The sequence below is a fragment of the Actinoplanes subglobosus genome (assembly GCF_042650585.1).
GTDB classification, from domain to species: domain Bacteria; phylum Actinomycetota; class Actinomycetes; order Mycobacteriales; family Micromonosporaceae; genus Actinoplanes; species Actinoplanes subglobosus.
Genome location: NZ_JBHSBL010000003.1, coordinates 250,598 through 269,730, shown reverse-complemented (window position 1 = coordinate 269,730; position 19,133 = coordinate 250,598). Strand labels below are relative to the sequence as shown.

21 protein-coding genes, 1 tRNA gene and 1 rRNA gene are annotated in these 19,133 nt (G+C 69.4%); 17 read left to right on the top strand and 6 right to left on the bottom strand.

Annotated elements, in window-relative coordinates; genetic code table 11:
• Positions 1-111 precede the first annotated feature (111 nt).
• A 5S ribosomal RNA gene (gene rrf / locus ACFO0C_RS03300) occupies positions 112-228 on the top strand.
• A 127-nt stretch (positions 229-355) separates the two neighbouring features.
• On the opposite strand, the gene ACFO0C_RS03295 is transcribed toward rrf, so the two are convergent.
• Positions 356-1,567, bottom strand: coding sequence for a phytase (locus ACFO0C_RS03295; RefSeq protein WP_378064967.1), 1,212 nt, complete (start codon positions 1,565-1,567; stop codon positions 356-358).
• Positions 1,568-1,737: 170 nt separating this feature from the next.
• Between ACFO0C_RS03295 and ACFO0C_RS03290 the strand changes: the two genes are divergently transcribed.
• Positions 1,738-2,397 (top strand): hypothetical protein, encoded by a 660-nt coding sequence (locus ACFO0C_RS03290; protein WP_378064966.1) that lies wholly within the window; start codon positions 1,738-1,740, stop codon positions 2,395-2,397.
• Here ACFO0C_RS03290 and ACFO0C_RS03285 read toward each other — a convergent pair.
• Complete coding sequence (locus tag ACFO0C_RS03285) at positions 2,388-3,716, bottom strand: serine/threonine-protein kinase (RefSeq protein ID WP_378064965.1); 1,329 nt, start codon at positions 3,714-3,716, stop codon at positions 2,388-2,390. The genes ACFO0C_RS03290 and ACFO0C_RS03285 overlap by 10 nt on opposite strands.
• Before the next feature lie 19 nt (positions 3,717-3,735).
• Between ACFO0C_RS03285 and ACFO0C_RS03280 the strand changes: the two genes are divergently transcribed.
• The 3 genes from ACFO0C_RS03280 to ACFO0C_RS03270 all read left to right on the top strand — a co-directional run bounded on the left by ACFO0C_RS03280 (position 3,736) and on the right by ACFO0C_RS03270 (position 5,219).
• The gene (locus tag ACFO0C_RS03280; RefSeq protein WP_378064964.1) at positions 3,736-4,305 is read left to right on the top strand and encodes an RNA polymerase sigma factor; all 570 of its coding nucleotides are present in this window, start codon (positions 3,736-3,738) and stop codon (positions 4,303-4,305) included.
• 79 nt (positions 4,306-4,384) lie between these two features.
• A tRNA-Lys gene (locus tag ACFO0C_RS03275) sits at positions 4,385-4,456 on the top strand.
• Positions 4,457-4,826: 370 nt separating this feature from the next.
• Positions 4,827-5,219, top strand: a complete 393-nt coding sequence (locus tag ACFO0C_RS03270) for a hypothetical protein (protein WP_378064963.1) — start codon at positions 4,827-4,829, stop codon at positions 5,217-5,219.
• A 5-nt stretch (positions 5,220-5,224) separates the two neighbouring features.
• Here ACFO0C_RS03270 and ACFO0C_RS03265 read toward each other — a convergent pair whose 3' ends face one another.
• Positions 5,225-6,019 (bottom strand): L,D-transpeptidase family protein, encoded by a 795-nt coding sequence (locus ACFO0C_RS03265; protein WP_378064962.1) that lies wholly within the window; start codon positions 6,017-6,019, stop codon positions 5,225-5,227.
• Between the two features lie 182 nt (positions 6,020-6,201).
• Here ACFO0C_RS03265 and ACFO0C_RS03260 point away from each other — a divergent pair, with 182 nt between their 5' ends.
• Both ACFO0C_RS03260 and ACFO0C_RS03255 read left to right on the top strand, forming a co-directional pair.
• Complete coding sequence (locus tag ACFO0C_RS03260; protein WP_378064961.1) at positions 6,202-6,729, top strand: CGNR zinc finger domain-containing protein; 528 nt, start codon at positions 6,202-6,204, stop codon at positions 6,727-6,729.
• Positions 6,730-6,771: 42 nt separating this feature from the next.
• Complete coding sequence (locus ACFO0C_RS03255) at positions 6,772-7,539, top strand: zf-HC2 domain-containing protein (protein WP_378064959.1); 768 nt, start codon at positions 6,772-6,774, stop codon at positions 7,537-7,539.
• Here ACFO0C_RS03255 and ACFO0C_RS03250 read toward each other — a convergent pair.
• From ACFO0C_RS03250 to ACFO0C_RS03240, 3 genes are all read right to left on the bottom strand, one after another.
• Positions 7,536-7,769 carry a hypothetical protein gene (locus tag ACFO0C_RS03250; RefSeq protein WP_378064958.1) on the bottom strand — a complete coding sequence of 78 codons (234 nt, stop codon included), beginning with the start codon at positions 7,767-7,769 and terminating at the stop codon, positions 7,536-7,538. The genes ACFO0C_RS03255 and ACFO0C_RS03250 overlap by 4 nt on opposite strands.
• Before the next feature lie 60 nt (positions 7,770-7,829).
• Positions 7,830-8,279: a large conductance mechanosensitive channel protein MscL gene (gene mscL, locus ACFO0C_RS03245; protein WP_378064984.1), complete on the bottom strand. Its 450-nt coding sequence runs from the start codon at positions 8,277-8,279 to the stop codon at positions 7,830-7,832.
• 93 nt (positions 8,280-8,372) lie between these two features.
• Positions 8,373-8,726: an STAS domain-containing protein gene (locus ACFO0C_RS03240; protein WP_093620005.1), complete on the bottom strand. Its 354-nt coding sequence runs from the start codon at positions 8,724-8,726 to the stop codon at positions 8,373-8,375.
• Positions 8,727-8,893: 167 nt separating this feature from the next.
• Between ACFO0C_RS03240 and ACFO0C_RS03235 the strand changes: the two genes are divergently transcribed.
• The 10 genes from ACFO0C_RS03235 to ACFO0C_RS03190 all read left to right on the top strand — a co-directional run bounded on the left by ACFO0C_RS03235 (position 8,894) and on the right by ACFO0C_RS03190 (position 18,891).
• Complete coding sequence (locus ACFO0C_RS03235; protein WP_378064957.1) at positions 8,894-9,730, top strand: STAS domain-containing protein; 837 nt, start codon at positions 8,894-8,896, stop codon at positions 9,728-9,730.
• A 1-nt stretch (position 9,731) separates the two neighbouring features.
• On the top strand, positions 9,732-10,148 hold the full coding sequence (locus ACFO0C_RS03230) for an STAS domain-containing protein (protein ID WP_378064956.1): 417 nt from the start codon (positions 9,732-9,734) through the stop codon (positions 10,146-10,148).
• Positions 10,145-10,549 (top strand): ATP-binding protein, encoded by a 405-nt coding sequence (locus tag ACFO0C_RS03225; RefSeq protein WP_378064955.1) that lies wholly within the window; start codon positions 10,145-10,147, stop codon positions 10,547-10,549. The genes ACFO0C_RS03230 and ACFO0C_RS03225 overlap by 4 nt, the downstream gene beginning before the upstream one ends.
• A 25-nt stretch (positions 10,550-10,574) precedes the next feature.
• Positions 10,575-11,606, top strand: a complete 1,032-nt coding sequence (locus tag ACFO0C_RS03220) for a SpoIIE family protein phosphatase (protein WP_378064954.1) — start codon at positions 10,575-10,577, stop codon at positions 11,604-11,606.
• On the top strand, positions 11,603-12,943 hold the full coding sequence (locus tag ACFO0C_RS03215; RefSeq protein WP_378064953.1) for a sensor histidine kinase: 1,341 nt from the start codon (positions 11,603-11,605) through the stop codon (positions 12,941-12,943). Before ACFO0C_RS03220 ends, ACFO0C_RS03215 begins: the two co-directional genes overlap by 4 nt.
• Positions 12,940-14,472, top strand: coding sequence for a SpoIIE family protein phosphatase (locus tag ACFO0C_RS03210; RefSeq protein ID WP_378064952.1), 1,533 nt, complete (start codon positions 12,940-12,942; stop codon positions 14,470-14,472). The genes ACFO0C_RS03215 and ACFO0C_RS03210 overlap by 4 nt, the downstream gene beginning before the upstream one ends.
• A 63-nt stretch (positions 14,473-14,535) precedes the next feature.
• On the top strand, positions 14,536-15,072 hold the full coding sequence (locus ACFO0C_RS03205; RefSeq protein ID WP_378064951.1) for a PadR family transcriptional regulator: 537 nt from the start codon (positions 14,536-14,538) through the stop codon (positions 15,070-15,072).
• A complete protein-coding gene (locus ACFO0C_RS03200) occupies positions 15,069-15,758 on the top strand; it encodes an ABC transporter ATP-binding protein (protein WP_378064950.1) in 690 nt (229 codons plus the stop codon). The genes ACFO0C_RS03205 and ACFO0C_RS03200 overlap by 4 nt, the downstream gene beginning before the upstream one ends.
• Positions 15,755-17,278, top strand: a complete 1,524-nt coding sequence (locus ACFO0C_RS03195; protein ID WP_378064949.1) for an FtsX-like permease family protein — start codon at positions 15,755-15,757, stop codon at positions 17,276-17,278. The genes ACFO0C_RS03200 and ACFO0C_RS03195 overlap by 4 nt, the downstream gene beginning before the upstream one ends.
• 2 nt (positions 17,279-17,280) lie before the next feature.
• On the top strand, positions 17,281-18,891 hold the full coding sequence (locus ACFO0C_RS03190; RefSeq protein ID WP_378064948.1) for an FtsX-like permease family protein: 1,611 nt from the start codon (positions 17,281-17,283) through the stop codon (positions 18,889-18,891).
• Positions 18,892-19,133: the final 242 nt, after the last annotated feature.

Here is a 19,133-nt window from a genome sequence, read left to right as displayed (position 1 = left end):
CTAAACATTATTCTTGCGTCCACTGTGTGATTCACAGCAAACGAACAACCACCCCGCCCGGGAGATCCGGGGCTGAACGGGTTGCTGGTTGCACGTGAAGCTGATGGCTGTTTCGGTGGTCATAGCGGAGGGGAAACGCCCGGTTACATTCCGAACCCGGTAGCTAAGCCCTCCAGCGCCGATGGTACTGCACTCGGGAGGGTGTGGGAGAGTAGGACGCCGCCGGACTCAACGTATGGAAAGGCCCACCCGGGCAATCGGGTGGGCCTTTCTGTTTTTCTGGGCTTCTCTGAAACGAACTGAGACGAAAAGGCCGGGCCTCTCCGTGAGAGACCCGGCCGTTGTTGTTTCCGCGTCAGGAGGGCAGGCCCAGCGAGCGCCAGTCGACGTACTTGAAGTTGGTGCTGGTGCGGCCGTCGTTCGGGGTGTTCTCGCCGTCGTGGAGGACCAGGAGGCCCTTCGGGTAGCCGGGTAGGGCGACCGCGGTGACAGCGGCTCCGTCGGAGTGCTGGACGCCGTCGGCGGTGCGGCCGTCGGTGACCGAGAAGATGGTCAGCGGCTTGTTGGTGCGACGGTCGTAGACGAAGAAGCGGCTGTCGCCCTGGCTGGAGACGATCAGGTAGCCACTGCGCCTGCCGGTCGGGTAGATCGTGGCGCCCTCGACGTCGGCGGTGATGCGGCCGCCATAGCCGTTCACGTACTCGACGGTGCACTCCTCCGTCTCCGGGTCGTAGGTGGCGGGCTGGCCGAACTCGCGGACCCGCTCGACGACCCGCGGGATGCTGCTGAACGTGCCGCCGGCCAGGTTGATGCGCCAGAGGGCGACGTCCTCCTGGGCGGCGTAGAGAACGCCCGCCTCCGCGTCCACGACCATGCCCTCGACCTGCGGGTCCTCGCCCGGCTCGGCGCACGGTGACCAGGTGGTGCCGTCCGGCAGGCGGAACTCGCGCGGCAGGTCCAGGGTGTCGGTGGTGCGGTAGGTGACCTTTCCGTTCTTCTCCTCGAGCCGGAAGATGCCCAGCCGGGTGCTGTGCCGGCGGCTCACCACCGCGTAACGGTCGTAGACGGCGATGCCGTAGCCGGTCGCCTGCTCCTCGACCTCGGCCTCGTCCTTCGAGAAGAGCAGCGGGACGTCGGCCGAGGTGATGTCGGTGAGCCCCTTCGCCTCGATCTTGTAGATACGCAGCTTGTCGAGCCCGCGGTCGGTGACGACGGCGATGTCGATCTTCTTCTTGCCCAGCTTGAAGCCGGTCAGGACGTCGACGTTGTTGAAGCGGCCGCCCTCGGGGGTGACGATCGACTGGATCTCGCGACCTCTGAGGTCGTAGACGCGCAGCCCGCCGTTCTTGGCGGTGCCGATGACCAGGCTGCGGCCCTTGTCGGCCGGGTTGATCCAGACGGCGGGGTCGTCGGCGTCCGCGTCACCGCCGGCCTCGTCGTCGAAGAGGCTCGGAGTCTCGACGGTGGCGGTGATCTGCCGAGGCGGGCGCTCCGCCGCGTACGCCGGGAAACCGGCGGCCAGAGTGGTCAGGGCGACGAGCGCGGCAATGCCGGTGGTCCGTTGCATGACCGGTGACGATTCCCGATCCACCTGACCGGGGGATGGCTGGTTGTTGAACACCGAATCCCCCGTTACCTATCCGTGACCATGAATCCCGAACTTTGTTGCCGGGGCGCGCATCGCACCTGATGACGGATTGAACAGTAGCCGAGAGTAGGTAACTAGAGATGCGACGCATGATCGTCTCGATCGTGACCATCGCCGGGGTCGCCCTGATCAGCGGCTGTACCGACAGCCCGCGACGAGTCGACGGCCAAGCGGCGCCGGTGGGTGGCGCCAAGTCTGGTCCGTCCGCCTCCAGCGCGTCGTCGCCCTCCCCCTCGCTCGCTCCCTCCAGCGCCCCGCCGAGCTCGTCGTCCTCGCCCTCCTCCCGTCCTTCCGCCTCCTCCACTTCGCCCAGCCGTGCGCTCGTTCTGGGCCCGGCCGGGCTCGGTCGGCTGAAGATCGGGATGAGCCTGCAGGCAGCCCAGGCGACCGGCGAGCTCACGAATGTCCAGGGCACCGGCGGTGGCTGTGGCTCGGCTGTCGTGAAAGCGGCGAGATCGGACGCCGCGGTGGTGATCTGGTCGTCGACGAAGGGTCTGGTCTCGATTCCCGCTTACGGCCGGATCGCCACCCCGGAAGGCGCCCGGGTGGGCAGCACCACGGATCAGGTGCAGAAGGTCCACCGCGACTTCACGGTGCGGGACACCGCTGACGGATGGGTCGACGGGACCGGGACCGGATACTCCGGATTCAACGACGAATACAAGAACGTCCATTACCGGTTCGCGTTCAAGAACGACAAGGTCGTCGAGATGTGGCTCGAACACGACACCCAGAACTGCTACGAGTGACCCAGGCGCAGTGTGCGGAGGACGTCATCGGTGTGGTCGGGGGCGTGGCCGGGCCGGCTGATCTGTAGATACACGCCCGGGGCACCGGGCCGGGTCAGCAGCACCTCGCTGTACGCCACCGGGCAGCCGGTCCACGGCTGCACCAGGCCGGACAGGCCGGCGACCGCGACCGGGCGGTCCCGGCCCCGCGTGCAGCCCGGATGTGCCGGCAGCACGGCCGGGGACCCCGGGACCAGCCGGCGGCTCACGCCGACGAACACGCCCGGAGCGTCCGTGGACGTGAGATCAGCGCCGACCTGCAGGCCCGGCTCCCGGCCGGCCGGGAGACGAAGCGCCGCGGGATCCCAGCCGGTGTCCCGTAGCTGGCGGGCCCACGACCCCGGCACCGCGACCGAGACGGTGCCCCCGTCGTCGGTGACCCGCACCCAGCCGGCCGGAACCCCGTCCGGGACGGTCGCGCCGGCTGTGAGAGCCAGCGTGGCCGTGGCCAGCAGGGTGCCGGCACCACGGCGCAGAACCCGCAGCGTCCGGCTCGGCGTGGCCGTCGCTGACGCGTCCAGGGCCCGGGCGAACGCCTCAGCCGTCGGCCAGCGCTTGTTGCGGTCAGCGTCGATCGCGCGCAACACGACCCGGTCGACCTGGCGAGGAATGCCCGGGCGCAACCTGGACGGGGCGGCCCGTCCAGGTTGCGGGGGACGGCCGGTCAACATCTGATAGGTCATCGCGCCGATGGCGTGCACGTCAGCCCGTACATCCAGATCGCCGCCCGGAAGTTGTTGCTCGGGTGCCATGTAACCGGGAGTGCCGGCGGCCACCGTGAAACCCGAGGCGTGGGCGATCTCCTTGGCCAGGCCCAGGTCGGCGACGAGGACCCGTTCGGCGCCGCGGACCGTGTCGAAGAGGACGTTCGACGGCTTCAGGTCCCGGTGCAGGATTCCCGAGTCGTGCAGGACGCCCACCGACTGCGCGATGTCGCCGGCCGTACGCAAGGCGGTCCGAACCGGCATCGGACCCCGGGCCAGTCGCTCGGCCAGGGTGCCACCGGACGCGTACGTCATCACCTGGTAGGGGCGGCCGTCCGGCAGCTCGCCGAAATCGTGCACCCGCACCAGCCGCTCCGAATCGGCGCGGCGCAACACCTGCGCCTCCTGCTCGAAACGGGCCCGGACGTCCGGGTGATGCGACCAGTTCTCGGCCAGCACCTTGATCGCCACCTGGGACTCCAGAACATCGTCCGAGGCGAGCCACACGGTCGCGAAGGCACCGGAGCCGAGACGGCCGATCACCCGGTAGCGACCGATCCTGGTTGGCGCTTGCACGTTCGTATTATCAATGTCGATGTGGCTGGTAGCGGGGGCGCACATGCACGACGAACATGAACAACTGGCGGTGCGGGCGGCGGCCGGTGATCGTGCGGCGCTCGACGCGCTGCTCGCCGCGATCCAGCCGAGTGTGTTGCGGCGGTGTGCGCGGTTCCTGCCCTGCTACCAGGACGCCGAGGAAGCCTGCCAGGACGTGCTGATGCAGGTGGCCCGCAACATCGGCGGGTTCGAGGGGCGATCCCGGTTCAGCACCTGGCTGCACGTGGTCATCGCCAACGGGGCGCGGCAGACGTACCGGACCCTCAAACGGCGTGCCGCCGAACAGGGTTACGCGGAGATTCCGGTGGAGGTGCCGGACGCACGCACGACGAGCGTCATCGCCGGGTCCCGGCTCGATCTGCTCGACGCCCTGGAGAAACTGGAGTCCACCCGGCCCGAGCTGGTGGCGCCGATGGTGCTGCGTGACATCTGTCAGCTGGAGTACCGGGAGATCGCCGGCCATCTGGGGATCCCGGAGGGCACCGTGAAATCGCGGGTCCACCAGGCGCGGGGCCAGGTCAGAGGCTATTTGCTGGCCGGTCTCTGACGCGGAATCTCGGAGGCGGACCCACAGCGGTGGGTGCGATGATTGCGTGACGGAGCAGGGTCGGTAATCTTGCATCCGCGGGCTGCTAGCTCAATGGCAGAGCTGTGGACTTTTAATCCATAGGTTCAGGGTTCGAGTCCCTGGCGGCCCACTGTTACAACTGGCCAGTGCTGGATCTCCGGCGCTGGCCAGTTTTGTGTGTGAGGGCTGTGGGTGGTGAGCCGCTCGAGGGCTTGGGTGAGCCTGCGATTCGGGCGGTGACGGGCGTGGTTGGTCTGATGTTGTGGCCGTCGCCGGGTGGGTCGCCTGGATTGGCGCGGGTACCGAACGTGGACGAGCCGTACCGGATGCTCCTGGTCGAGTTTAAGTCGGAAATTTCGGGCTCACCTTTGGGGTGTATTCGCTTGGGGTGGGGGGCTTTGCGTGCCAGGGTCGGAGGCGGGCCGCACGGTGCGGTCTTCAGATCGGAGACAGTTTTGTCGGTTTACGACCCTGGGCAGCTTCTGGCCGGCTATCGGTCCATGAGAATGCTGGCCGGCCTCGTCGAGCGGGGTGGCCGGCCGGCTGCGGTCAGTCCGACGGTCCCGTTGTGGGCCGGTGAGAAGCAGTATGGATGGTTCCCGGTCGACGTCATCGGCGGTGGCCGGCGGCTCGCGGTGATCACCAGCCAGCGGCTACTGCTGGACGACGAGTCGTTCGCGCTGCGGGCGGTGACCGGGCTGCGGCCGCGGCCCGATGAGTGGGCGCTGGCGTTCGACGTTCGCGGGCGCGGGACGGTGGAGATCGTCGGGCCGTGGGTGCCGTGGCTGTCGGTGGTGCTCTGCACCGAGATCCACGGAGCGGCGTGGCCGCCCGGATATGCGCCGATGATTCCCGCGCCGCGGCGGGCCCGGCGGCTGGAAACGGTGCGGTGAACCGCTCAGTACACCCAGACCTGCGTTTTCAGGGGAATGGCGTCGTTCTTCCACAGCCAGTTCATCGCGGAGACGGAGACACGGGCGCAACCGTGTGAGGCGGGATAGGGCGGAACGCTGGGTGCGCCGTGCACCGCGATGCCGCCGTTGAAGTATTTGGGGCGCCACAGCAGACCCAGCGGTGCATTACGCCAGCCGTCGATCTGGCGGCCCACCTTGAACTTCCCACGCGGGGTGTCGGCCAGGTAGGTCACACCCTCCTGCTGGTAATACTCGTTCGATCCGGTCGACGTGTTGAAGGTCTGGGTGACCTGACCGTCGGTCACCAGGAGCAGCAGCTGCTTTTTCAGATCGATCTCGACCATTTTTCCGCTGGTGGAGCGCGCCTCCGGGCGTACACCCTGGTCCAAAGCTTTTTGGGTTTTGGGTCCGACGGTGCCGTCGCGATTGATGCCCGCCGCCTTTTGCAGCGCGAAGACCGCCTGCTGGGTGGTCGAGCCGAATTTGCTGTCGGCCTTGCCGTTCCAATAACCCAGCTCGGTGAGGCGTTGCTGTAGCGCCAGGACGTCGGCGCCCTTGGCGCCGGACTTCAGTTTCCGTTTCGGCTGCGGCGATGCCGGGGCCGAGGAGACAGTGGGTTCGGGAGCCGGCGGCGACGGCGATCCGGTGGGCGCGGCAGGCGACGCCGATGACGGTACGCCCGGAGTCGGCCCCTTCGCAGTCGGTGTCTCCGACTCGCAACCGGCGGCGAGGGTCATCGCCGTCGCGGCCGCAATCGTGATCGCCAGAGCTCTACGCACAGGTGAAGTCTAGAGACTCATTCACAACCGTCCACCGATGAACGGCTTCCGTCCACTCGCGCGGGTGGCGTTCCGCGCAGGTCGGAAAAAGAGCCGAGTAGGGTTTGTTTATGTCATGGAAGGCCAGCGCGCGGCACGGCGTACGGGAGGCGCCGGGCGGATTCGCTCTCATACAGGAGTTGTTGAACACTCGTCCAGCGATGTCGTATGCGCCGGACCTGCTGGCCGGGGTGGAGGACGCCCAGTGGTGGGTGACCGACGCGCTCGGTCTGTGGTCGCATGTCTCGGGGTTGCCGGTGCCCACGCTGTTGCTTTCCGCCGCCGATCTGCGGTCGATGCGCCGCCTGCGCACCGCTTTCGAGCATGTGGTGACGGCGGGGGCGAGCCCGGAGGTCGACGAGGCCCTGCTGCCGCCGGCTGACGTCCAGGTGAGCCTGGTGCCCGACGGGACTGGCTGGGTGCGGGTGGTGCCGACCGGCCGCGGTGTGCGGTGGCTGGCGTCGGCGCTGTGGGCGGAGGCGCTGCTGGCCCAGCAGGCGGGGATGTGGCCGCGGCTGAAACTGTGCAACAACCCGGCTTGCCGCGCCGCCTTCTTCGACACCTCGCGCAACAACAGCGGTGTCTGGCACGACGTCAGCACCTGCGGCAACACGGCCAACCTGCGTGCTTTCCGCGAGCGGCGGCGGATGCTCGGCCACGAACCGCAGTAACCCGGTGGGAACTCGGGCGGCCTCACAGACGACTATCAGGGCATGGCATGTGAGCGGTGGCGCGAGATGCTGTCCGCGCAGCTGGACGGCGAGGACGACCCGGTGCTGCGCCCGCTGGTCGACGAGCATCTCGCCGGGTGCGCGGGCTGCCGGGACTGGCTGGACCGGGCTGCGGTGGTGAACAGGCTGACCAGGACCGCCGCAGTGCCCGAGGTCCCGGACCTGACGGCCGCGATCCTGGCCGCGCTGCCATCGCCGCCGACGCGGCGCAGGTGGCGCCTGCGGATGCCGGCGGCCACGCTGCTTTACGTCGCGTTGGCCCTGGTCGGCGCGGTGCAGCTGATCCTCGGGCTGACGCAGGTCGGTGGCGGGGCGACCGTGGAGCACGCGCACAACGGGCTGGGCGCCACCCAGGGGCACCTCTGGCACGAGTCGGCGGCGTGGAACGTCGCTGTCGGCGCCGGCTATCTCTTCATTGCGCTGCGGCGGACCCGCCCGACCGGTCTGGTGCCGATGCTCACCGCTTTCGTCGGGATGCTGCTGCTGATCTCGGTCAACGACCTGACCGGCGGCCGCGTCGACGTCGGCCGGCTGGTCGGGCACGGCTTCGTGATCGTCGGATATCTGCTGGTGGTGGCCTTGTCCCGGGGGGCCGGCGGTGGAGAGGTGCGGCCGCCCGGCTCGCGGATGGGCGTCGGCTGGCGAGCACGTTTCGACGCGGAGGAGCCTCCCCGGCCGGGCCTGCGGCTCCTGCCGCCGCCACGAGGCCCGCTGACCGCGCGGCATCGGGACGATCACCGGGCCGCCTAGCGGTCGGCCGGGCGGACGGACAGCTCACGCCAATCGTCGGGACCGGAGAGCAGACCGCGGACCATGTCGAGGGCGGCATCCTCGCTGTCGTACTCGAAGAAGTGCGAGACCCCGTCCGAGCCGCCGGCGCGCTGCTCGACATACCACTGATCACCGCTGGTGCGTAAGTAGACGTCCTTGCGGGCCAGCCGCCCCCACTTACTGTTCCACCAGTGCTTACGCTGCTCCATCCCGGCACTGTATCGAACATCTGTTCGAACAGTGCCGGGAGGGCGGATCTTTTCGGCTTTTCAGCGGGGCTGGTCGGGGTGGGAACGCTTGAGGACCTCGTCGAGAGCGCTGTTGGGGACCTGGTTGCCCTGGCCGCGCAACAGCGCGTCGCGGATCTCGGTGAGCAGCTTGACCTCTTCGCTGGGGGCCTTGGGCGGCGGCTCCTCGCCCCGGCGGCGGCGCTCGGCCAGCACATTCAGTGGCATGACCACTAGGAAGTAGAGCACTGCGGCTGTCAGCACGAAGGTGATGACCGCGTTGATGAAGGAGGCGTAGTCGAAGTCGACCTTGTTGACAGTGAAGACGCCGGCTTTGAGGCCCTCACCACCACCCATCAACTGGATCAGCGGCTTCAGGAACGCGTTGGTGAAGCTGGTGACGACAGTGGTGAACGCGGCACCGATGACGACACCGACCGCCAGGTCGACGACGTTGCCGCGCATGATGAAGTCTTTGAAGCCTTGGAACATCTTGCCCATGGGCACACTCCCTGAGAGCCGGGTTCACGATCCGGCGACGGGGTGCCCGTCACCGGTCGACGACAAACTACGCCGACCGGTGCCTCAGTCCAGGGCAGGCTCGTCGGCGGCGACCGCTTCGTCGACGGTGGGGTAGGTGTGCAGTACCTCGACGAGACCACTCACCTCGAGGATGCGGAGCACCCCTCGCTGCGGCGCGGCCAGCCGGACAGTGCCGCCGGCGTCGTCGGTGCTGTTCTTCGCGCGGACGAAGACCGAGAGGCCGGTCGAGTCGCAGAAGGACACCTCGGCGAGGTCGAAGACCAGGCGGGTCCGGCCCTTCTCCAGCAGGTCACTGATCTGATCCTGTAGCTGGGGGGCGGTTGCCATGTCGAGCTCACCAGCGACCGACACGACCACCATGTCGTCGCGTTGTTCCGTTTGTACCGTCAGGGACATTCGCCGACCTCCAGTTATTGCTGAACGGTACTCCACGTACCCGGTGGCGCGCAGAACGGGACGCACCTTTTGGTCTCGGTCCGTTACTTGGCTTACGGCAACTATCGGACCCCCTGATGGTAAAGTCCGGCCGTTGTGCAGGATCGCTGTAGTTGGGGGAGGCACTGATGCCGCTCAGTCCGGACGAGGCGAGACGCTTCGCCGAGCTGTTGGAGGGTCAGGCTGAGCAGTTGGTGGACCGGTGGACCCAGCTGGTCACCGCGAGTCTCCGGGGCCGTCTGAGCAGTGCGGAGCTGCGGCGGCAGACCGCGGATCTGCAGCGCGGATTCCAGCAGGCGTTCGGCGGTGGGGCCGTCGATCTGAGCCACGAGTCGGCCGCCGAGTTGCGTGCCCAGCTCAACGAGTTGTCCAGCCACCGGGCCCGGCAGGGGTTCACCGCCACCGAGACCGCGGTCAGCGTCTACGCCCTCAAGGAGGCGGCGCTGGAGGTGCTCGGCGACCAGAGTGACGCCGCCACCCTGCGTGACTATGTCGCCTTCTCGACCTTCGTTGACCACGCCGCGTTGTTCACCTTCGACAGCTATGTGCGGATTCGTGAGTCGATCATCGCGGATCAGGCCGAGCAGCTGCTCGAGCTGTCCACCCCGGTGGTGAAGCTGTGGGAGGGCGTCGTCGCGGTGCCACTGGTCGGCACCCTCGACTCGGCGCGGGCCCAGGTGGTGATGGAACGACTCCTGCAGACCCTGGTGGACACCGGTTCGCCGTACGCGATCATCGACATCACCGGTGTGCCGGCGGTCGACACCCAGGTCGCGCAGCACATCCTCAAGACCGTGGTGGCGGCCCGCCTGATGGGCGCCGACTGCATCATCTCCGGCATCCGCCCGCAGATCGCGCAGACCATCGTCGCTCTGGGCATCGAGTTCGGCGACATCGCCACCAAGGCGTCACTCGCCGACGCGCTGCGCTACGTGATCAGCCATAACAAGCGGGCAGGACGCTGACGTGGAGCGGGTCCCGGTCCTGAAGATCGGCGACATCCTGCTGGTCTCCATCCAGATCGACATGGAGGACCAGGTCGCCCTCCAACTGCAGGAGGACCTCGCCGACCGGATCGTCGCGACCGGTGCACATGGTGTGATCATCGACATCAGTGCGCTCGACATCGTCGATTCGTTCGTCGGCCGTACCCTCGCGACCATCGCCTCGGTCTCCCGGGTCCTGGACGCCGAGACCGTGGTGGTCGGCATGCGCCCGGCGGTCGCGATCACGCTGGTCGAGCTCGGTCTGTCGCTGCCGGGCATCCGGACCGCCCTCAACGTCGAGCTGGGCATCGCGATGCTCGGCAACCGCGCTGACGGTGACGACGCGCTGTTCGACGACGACGACGAGTCCGGCCCGGCAGTGGTCACCACGCCGTGAACGACGACAGCCAGCGCCTTCCGGTCGTGACGGACCAGGACGTCGTCCGGGTCCGGCAGCTGGTGCGTACTGTCGCGGTCGCCGTCAAGCTGTCCCTGGTGGACCAGACCAAACTCGTCACCGCGGCCAGCGAGCTGGCCCGCAACACGCTGGTCTACGGCGGTGGCGGCGAGGTCGAGGTGACCCGTGTCCACAACGAGCGACGGGCCGGCATCCGGATCGTCTTCGCCGACCAGGGGCCGGGCATCGTCGATCTTCAGCTGGCGCTCACCGACGGCTACACCACCGGCGGTGGTCTCGGCCTCGGACTCAGTGGCGCACGTCGCCTGGTCGACGAGTTCGAGATCGACACCGAGCCGGGCAAGGGTACGACCATTACGATCGTCAAGTGGTGTCGATGAGCATCGCCAACACGGCCTTGTGCCGATGAGCGGAGGCGCGGTGGCGTCCCTACCCGAAGGACTCCTGGACGGAGGAGTCTGGTTCCGGGTGGAGGAGCCGGGGACAGCGTCGGCCGTGCGCCGGGCCGCCGAGCGACTGGCCGAGACCCTCGGCATGCCCGGGCAGCGCATCGCCGATCTCTCCATCGTCGCCACCGAGGCCGCCGGCAACCTGGTCAAGCACGCGGCCCAGGGCACGATCCTGGTGCGTGTGGTCCGTGTCGCCGACCAGGCCGGGGTCGAACTGATCGCGGTCGACAGCGGGCCCGGCATGATCGACGTCCAGCACTCCATCGGCGACGGGCACTCGACGGCCGGCACGCTCGGCATCGGGCTCGGTGCCATCCTGCGCCAGGCCAGCCGGTGGGACCTGCACTCGGTGCCGGGCAAGGGGACCGTGCTGAGCATGCAGGTGTGGCCCGACACGGTGCCGGAGCGCGGCTGGGTGGCGGGGTTGACCCGGCCCCTCACCGGGGAGACGGTCAGCGGGGACGCCTATGCGTTCCGTGAGATCGACGGCCGCCGGCAGGTCCTGCTCAGTGACGGGCTCGGGCACGGCGGCCTGGCCGCGGCGGCTTCGCATGAGGCGGTACGTGGGTTCCACGGTGCTCCGGCAGTGCCTCCGGCCCAGGTTGTGGAGGCACTGCACCGTACCCTCGGGCACACTCGCGGCGCCGCGCTCGCCGTCGCCGAGCTGGATCCGGAATCCGGGGTCGTCCGTTACGCGGGTCTCGGCAACATCTCCGGCACCGTGCTCCTGCCCGAGGGAGGCCGGCGAGGCCTGGTCTCCATGCCCGGCATCGCCGGGCATCAACGACGGCAGATCCGGGAGTACGACTACCCGTTCACGCCCGGTGCGATCCTGGTGATGCACACCGACGGGCTGGTCGACCGGTGGAATCTCACCGACTATCCCGGCCTGATCACCCGTACGCCCGAGGTGATCGCGGCCACCCTCCTGCGAGACGCGGGCACCCGACGCGACGACGCCGGTGTGCTGGTGGCGCGGTTCTCATGACCGCTGAGCCGCTGATGCGTATGCGCCTGCGGGTCGAGCAGGACATCTTCGTGGTGCGGCAACTCGGGCGCGAGGTGGCCCGATCGGTCGGCTTGGAGACGCAGGATCAGACCCGGGTGGCGACCGCGCTCAGCGAGGTGGCCCGGGTGCTGCTCACGGTCGGACACACCGATGTCACGTTCACCATTGAAACGATCGGGGTACCTACCCTCCACGTAGCCATGGCGCACCCCGGAGGCGGGGATACGGCCCGGCTCGCTGAACAGCTGCAGCAGGTCGGCCGCCTGGTCGATACGATGGAGGTCGATGATGACGGGACCGGCACAGTCGTCCGGATGGCCCGGCGGTTGCCGTCGGGCACTTCTCTGCTGACCCCCGACCGTATGGATGAGATCCGTACCGGTCTGGCCCAGCATGTGCCCGGAACTCCGCTGGACGAGCTGGCGGTGCAGAACCAGCAGCTGATCTCCGCCCTCGACGAGGTGCGCGCGCAGCGTGACGACCTGGCCCGGCTCAACGCCGAGCTGGAGGAGACCAACCGCGGCGTGATGGCCCTCTACAACCAGCTCTCCGAGGAACTGGAGGAGACCAACCGCGGTGTCGTCGCCCTCTACGCCGAACTCGACGAGAAGTCGGCGCAGCTCGCGGCGGCCAGCGAGGCGAAGAGCCGCTTTCTCGCCAACGTGAGCCACGAGTTGCGAGCCCCGGTCACCGCCATCATCGGTCTCGGCCGGCTGCTCACCGACTCCGGCTCCGACGATCTCACCAACGAGCAGCATCGCCAGGTCGACCTGATCCGTGGCTCGGCCACCGACCTGCTGACCCTGGTCAACGGTCTGCTCGACCTGGCCAAGGCGGAAGCCGGCCGGATCGAGCCGACCTGGTCCGAGGTGGACCTCAAGGCGGTCTTCGGGCAGCTGCGCGGCACCCTGCGCCCGCTCGCCACCCGGCCCGAGGTCGACTTCATCGTCGAGGAACCGGGTGTGCCCACGCTGCGCTCCGACGAGGTGCTACTCGCCCAGGTGCTGCGCAATCTGCTCACGAACGCGATCAAATTCACCGAGAGTGGATCGGTGCGGCTCAGCGTGCATCAGACCGACGGCGACGCCGAATTCGTCGTCTCGGACACCGGTTACGGCATCCCGCCGGAGCTCCAGGAACGCGTCTTCGAGGAGTTTTACCAGGTCCCGGGCAGTAAGCCGGTGAGCGGCAAGGGCACCGGGCTCGGCCTGCCCTATGCCCGGAGGCTCGCCGGGATCCTCGGTGGCGCCCTGCGGGTCGACTCCACCCCCGGCGAGGGCAGCACCTTCACCCTCCGGCTCCCCCTCACGTCATGACGCCCGCGATCGTCCTCGTCGTCGACGACAGCGCGCCCAAGCGTTACCTCCTGGTCAGCTGGCTGAGCAGGGCCGGTTTCACCGTGATCGAGGCGGAGACCGGCGGCTCGGCGCTCACCCGGCTCCTGGAGACCGAGGTCGACCTGGTCGTTCTCGACGTGAAACTGCCCGACATGAGCGGATTCGACGTCTGCGAGACGATCAAGAGCGATTCCCGGTACGGCGTACTCCCGGTGATCCACGTGTCCGCGCACGCCGTCGACGTCGGTGACCGCACCCAGGGACTGAACCGGGGGGCCGACGCCTACCTCGTCGAGCCGATCGAACCGGACGAGCTGATCGCCACCGCCCAGGCCGTGCTCCGCTATTACCGCGCGCGGCAACGCGCTGAACTGCTCGCCGAACGGATGGTCCGGCTGGCCGAGACCACCCTGGCGATCAACTCGGCGTCCACCCTGCCCGCCCTGCTCGCGGCGGCCGCCGAGGGTGCCGGCAACATCTTCGGCGGACCGGTCGTCGTGGTCGCCGAGACATCCGAGGGCGAGAGCCTGGCCGCGACCGGTAGGCCCACCACCGTCCGGCCCTGGGCCGTCCCCGGGCATCGGGTGGCCGTCGGATCGCTGGTGCGCAGCGACGAGCCGGCCGACTGGGACGTCGTCGACTGGCCGGCCGATGAGAGCGTCGCCGTCGCCGCGGCCCGGCTGCGCATCGACCGGCCACCGGTTTACGTCGCCGTGCCGGGCAGCTCGCAGACCCCCGGTTTCCCCGTCCTCCGACAGCTCTCCCAGGCGGTTGCCGCGGCCGTGGAGGCCCAGCGCTCCTTCGACGAGGAGCACCGGATCGCGGTCACCCTCCAGCGGAGTCTGCTCCAGTCGCGCCTGCCCGAGGTGCCCGGTGTCGACCTGGGGGTCCGCTATGAGCCGGCCGGTGCGCAGACCGAGGTGGGCGGCGACTTCTACGAACTCACGGTGCTCGGGGACCGGCTCCTCGTCGCGATCGGTGACGTGGCCGGGCACTCGCTGCACGCCGCGACGGTGATGGCCGAGATCCGGCACGCCGTGCGCGCCTATGCCGTCGAGGGACACTCGCCCGGAGCGGTGCTGGAGCTGGTCAACAGATTCATGCGGACCGTGCTGCCGGCCGAGTCGGCGACGCTCTGCCTGCTCACCCTGGAGCCGGCCACCGGCCTGATCAGGATGGCCAGCGCCGGGCACCTGCCACCGCTCGTGCACATCGACGGCGAAGTGCGCTATCTCCAGCCACGCGGTGCGCTGCTCGGTATCGCCGCACCACCCCGGGCCGAACTCGAATTCGCCCTGCCGCCGGGTGGCACCCTCGTGCTTTACACCGACGGCCTGATCGAGCGCCGGGACGCCGACCTCGACCAGGGCATGCGCGCGCTCGCGGACTGTGCCGCCCACGTCGACGGCGACCTCGACGCCTTCTGCCGGCGGCTGCTCACCCAGCTCACCGGGACCCGGGAGCAGGCCGACGACATCGCCGTCGTCGCGCTGCGGCGCTCGATCTGACATCTCGTCCTCCTCGAGGTGGTGGCTTGACGACTGCTATTCACTGAGTGAATAGTAGCGCTCATGTCCACGGCGCATGTGCTCCTCGGGTTGCTCGCCGGTGGGCCGCGGCACGGTTACGACCTGAAGCGGGCCCACGACGAGCGGCTGCCACAGGCCAAGCCACTGGCGTATGGCCAGGTCTACTCCACGCTCGGGCGGCTGGAGCGCGACGGGTTCGTCGAGCAGTCCGGCCACGAGCAGGAGGGCGGGCCCGAGCGGACGGCATATGTGCTGACCGGCTCCGGCCGGGACCGGCTCGACCAGTGGCTCACCGAGATCGAGCCGCCCGCGCCCTACGTGACGAGCACTCTCTTCAGCAAGGTGGTGGTGGCGTTGCTCGCCGCTGATGCCGACCGGGCCAGGGATTACCTCACGGCCCAGCGGATCGCCCACATGACCCGGCTGCGTGAGCTGACCGCCGTCAAGTCCGCCCCCGGCGCCACGGTCGGCGATGTCGTCGCCGCCGACTACGCCATCGGCCATCTCGACGCCGACCTGCGCTGGTTGCAGACCACGCTGGCCCGCGTCGCCGACCTACAGAAGGAAGTGACCGCGTGACTGCTCCGCTGCTGACCGGGACAGCGATCACCAAGGACTACGGCGCCACCCCGGCGCTGCGCGGCGTCGACCTCAGCGTCGCCGAGGGCGAGATCGTGGCGGTCACCGGGCCGAGCGGGTGCGGCAAGTCGACCCTCCTGCACTGCCTGGCCGGGATCCTCCGTGCCGACCGGGGTTCGGTCGTCTTCCGCGATCAGGACATCGGGCTGTGGTCCGAGGCGGCGCGGTCCCGGCTGCGGCGGACCGAGTTCGGCGTCCTGTTCCAGTTCGGGCAGATGGTCCCCGAGCTGACCGCTGCGGAAAACGTGGCGCTGCCGTTGCTTCTCGCCGGTTCGGGGCGGCGAGACGCACGGGTGGCGGCGCTCACCTGGCTCGACCGGTTCGGTGTCGCCGACGTCGCCGACCAGATGCCCGGCGCGATGTCGGGCGGGCAGCAGCAGCGATGCGCGGTGGCCCGGGCCATGGTCACCGGGCCCCGGGTGCTCTTCGCCGACGAGCCCACCGGCGCGCTCGACCAGCTCAACGGTGAGCAGGTGATGCAGGCGATCGTGCGAGCGGTGCGCGAGGAGGGCACGGCCGTCGTGCTCGTCACCCACGAGGCGCCGATCGCCGCCTACGCCGACCGCGAGATCGTCCTGTGTGACGGTGCCGTCGACCCGACCGGTCTCGGGGTGGCTGCGCCGTGAGAGCGGGCACCCTGTTGCGTCTCAGCACCTCGGGGACCAGGACGGACACCCTGCGGACCGTGCTCACCGCGGTGAGCTCGTCGCTCGCCACCGTGGCGTTGCTCGCCGCCGCCACGGTGGCCGCCGTCCGGGGCGGAGAGCCGGTCGAGCAGTCCGACGGGAGCACCTGGCTGGCGCCTGGTGCGGAGCAGTACACCAGCCCACTGCTGCGGGAGGCCGGCCTGCGTCCCGGCGTGATCTTCGCCCTTCTGCTGCTCACCCTGCCGGTGCTGGCCCTGGCCGGGCAGTGCATCCGGCTCGGCGCACCGGCCCGTGACCGGCGGCTCGCCGCCATCCGGCTGGCCGGGGCCACCCCGGGGCAGGCGGTGCTGATCGCCGTCGCCGAGACGATCGTGGCCAGTGTCCTCGGCTCGATCGCCGGCTTCGGACTCTTCCTGGCGCTGCGCGAGATCCTGCACCGGCCCGGGCCGGACGGGGCGTTGACGCTGCCCACCGACGCGTTCCCCAACCCCGTGCCGCTGATGACGGCCATCGTGGCGGTGCCGGTGCTGGCGGGCCTGATCGGGCTGATCCTGATGCGCGGAGTGGCGGTCACCCCGCTCGGGGTTGTCCGCCGCCAGCGCAAACACGGGCCCCGGCCGTGGCCCGGGCTTGCCATCGCGGTCGGCGTCGTCCTCTTCAACGTGCCGGTGTGGCTCTCCGAGCGGATGGTGCTGTCCGGCTACGTGTTCGGCGTGCTCATGCTGCTCGGCACGACGCTGGTGATGGTCGGGGTGGTCGTCGGCACCGGCTGGATCTCGTATGCGGCCGGCTGGCTGCTGCACCGATTCGGGCGCGGGCCGGTCACCCTGCTGGCCGGGCGGCGGATGATGGCCGATCCGTGGAACGGTAGCCGGACCCTCGGCGCCCTGCTCGGGGCCGCGGTGATCGGAGGGGCGGCCATGGGCTATCACGCTCTCTTCGTGACCCAGGGGATGGCAGAGGACCGGTTCGGCGCCCTGATCGGGATGCCGCCCGACCCCGGGCATGCCGCCTTCTATGTGAACACCGCACAGCTCGTGCTGGTCGCCGTCGGAGTGGGTGTGGGTGTGTCGGCGGCGGGCATGCTGGTGGCGCTGGCGGAGAGCATCGTTGCTCGGCGGCGGACCTATGCGGCGCTGACCGCTGCGGGTACGCCTGGTCGAGCCCTCTCCGGGACGTTGCTGTGGCAGACCCTGGCACCGCTCGTTCCCGCGCTCGGCCTCGCCATCGTCTCCGGGCTGGTCCTGGTCCGGTCGATCTACAACGAGGTGACGGTCGGCGGGGGACGGACCGAGGCCTGCATCGATCCCGCGGCCGACATGGCGACCTGCGCGCGGACAGTCACGACCGACCCGGTCGTCACCCTCCCCGTGCCGGTGCCGTGGGAGCAACTGACGGTGCTCGGCGCTGGGACCATCCTGGCCATGATGCTGGTGGCCGGGGTCGGGATGCTCGTGCTCCGCCGTAGTACCGACCTCGAAGAGATCCGGACCGTCTGACCATGCCGGTGACTCCTGGAAGAAGTGACACGTCGACCGACTCCCCGATCCGGCCGGCAGTGCTGTTGCGGCTGGCCACGGCCGGTGGACGCAGTGATCGGATCCGGACGGCGCTGACCTCGGTGAGTTCGGCGCTGGCCACGGTGACTCTGTTGGCCGCGGCCACGGTGGCGGCGATCCCCGACGGTGACGCTGCCTACCGGGTCGAGATGATCGCCCGTGGTGAGCAGCGGGCGGCGGTGATCGCGGCTCTACTGCTGGTGGCGGTGCCGATTCTCGTGCTGGCCGGGCAGAGCATCCGTTTCGGTTCGCCCGCGCGGGATCGGCGGTTCGCGCTCCTGCGGCTGGTCGGCGCCACGCCCGGGCAGGCCGTTCAGCTGGCCGTCTGCGAGACGGTGCTGGCCGCGCTCCTCGGGTCGGTGGCGGGGCTTGCGTCCTTCCTGGCGTTGCGGGTGGTCCTCGGCCATCCGGTGTCCGACGGGGCTCCGGCCCTGTCAGCCGATGTGGCCGGTGCGGGCTTGGATCTACCGGCGGGTGCGGACCTTGTGCTGTCAACCGGTGTGTCGGGGGCGGGCTTTGCCTTGCCGACCGGTGTGTCGGGGGCGGACCTTGCCTTGCCGACCGATGTGCTGCCGCCGGTTGTGGTCATGATTCTGATCCTGCTGTTCGTCCCGGTGAGTGCGGCGATCGTCGCGGCGGTTCTGCTGCGGCCGGTGATCATGACGCCGCTCGGGGTGGTGCGACGCGTGCGTGACCGCCGGCCCGCCGGCTGGCCCGGGCTGCTGATCATCGGGGGCGTGCTGGCGCCGGTGATCGTCAATCCGTTCGGCGGCTGGCTCCTGGAGAACGCGGATGAGGCCGAGCCCAGTCCAGGCCTGGCGGCGCTCACCCTGGCCGCGGTCGTCCTGCTGGCCACCGCCGGGGTGCTCCTCGGGTCCGGCTGGATCGCCTACACCTGTGGTGAGCTGCTGCAACGGTTCGGGCAGCGGCCGGGCATGCTGCTCGCTGGGCGGCGGCTGACAGCCGATCCATGGAGTGGCAGCCGGTTGCATGCCGCGCTGTTCGCCGCATTGATCGTCGGTGCGGGTGCCAGCGGGGTGCGCTCCTACGTGGTGGCCATGCAGACCGCCGGGGACCGGATGGCCGACCTGAGCGGCCGTGGACCGGTGCCCGGCGGGGAGTATCAGCTGAACCCGATCACACTGGTCGACCTGGCCGTGACCGCCGTCATCGGGCTGGCCGCGGCAGGGATCCTGGTCGCCCTCGCCGAAGGCATCACTAGCCGGCGGCGGGTCTATGCCGCACAGGTGGCGGCCGGGGTGCCACGCCGGGTGCTGAGCGAGGCGATCGCTTGGCAGGCGCTCGCCCCCGCGGTGCCGGCCGTGCTGATCTCCTTGACGCTCGGGTGGTCGATCGTGCGGTCGCTGGGATCGACGGTCACGGTCGGTGCGGTCGAGGAGCAGGGATTGCGGGTGACGATGCCGATCGCGGTGCCGTTCGCTGACCTGGTGATGCTCGGTGGCGGCGCGGTGGTGGCGTTGGCCGCGGTGGCTGGGATGGGGGCTCTGCTGCTGCGGAGCAACACCGACTTGGAGGAGATCCGGGTGGGCTGAGTCGACCGGGCCGGGACCAGCGTCAACCCGAGGCTGCGACGGGGGTTGCTTGCCTAGGCTCAGGTCTGGGGTGGCCTTGAGTTCGCATCAGCCCGGATGCGGGCGCTGCGGTCCGGTGTGCCGGCTGCGTCGCCTGTAGAGCGGGACGGCCTGGGGTTTCGGGACTGGCTGGCCGTACAACTGGATTGGCTTTGGTGGACGGTGGCGCCGCGGCATCGTGAGAAAGCGGATGCCGCGGCGGC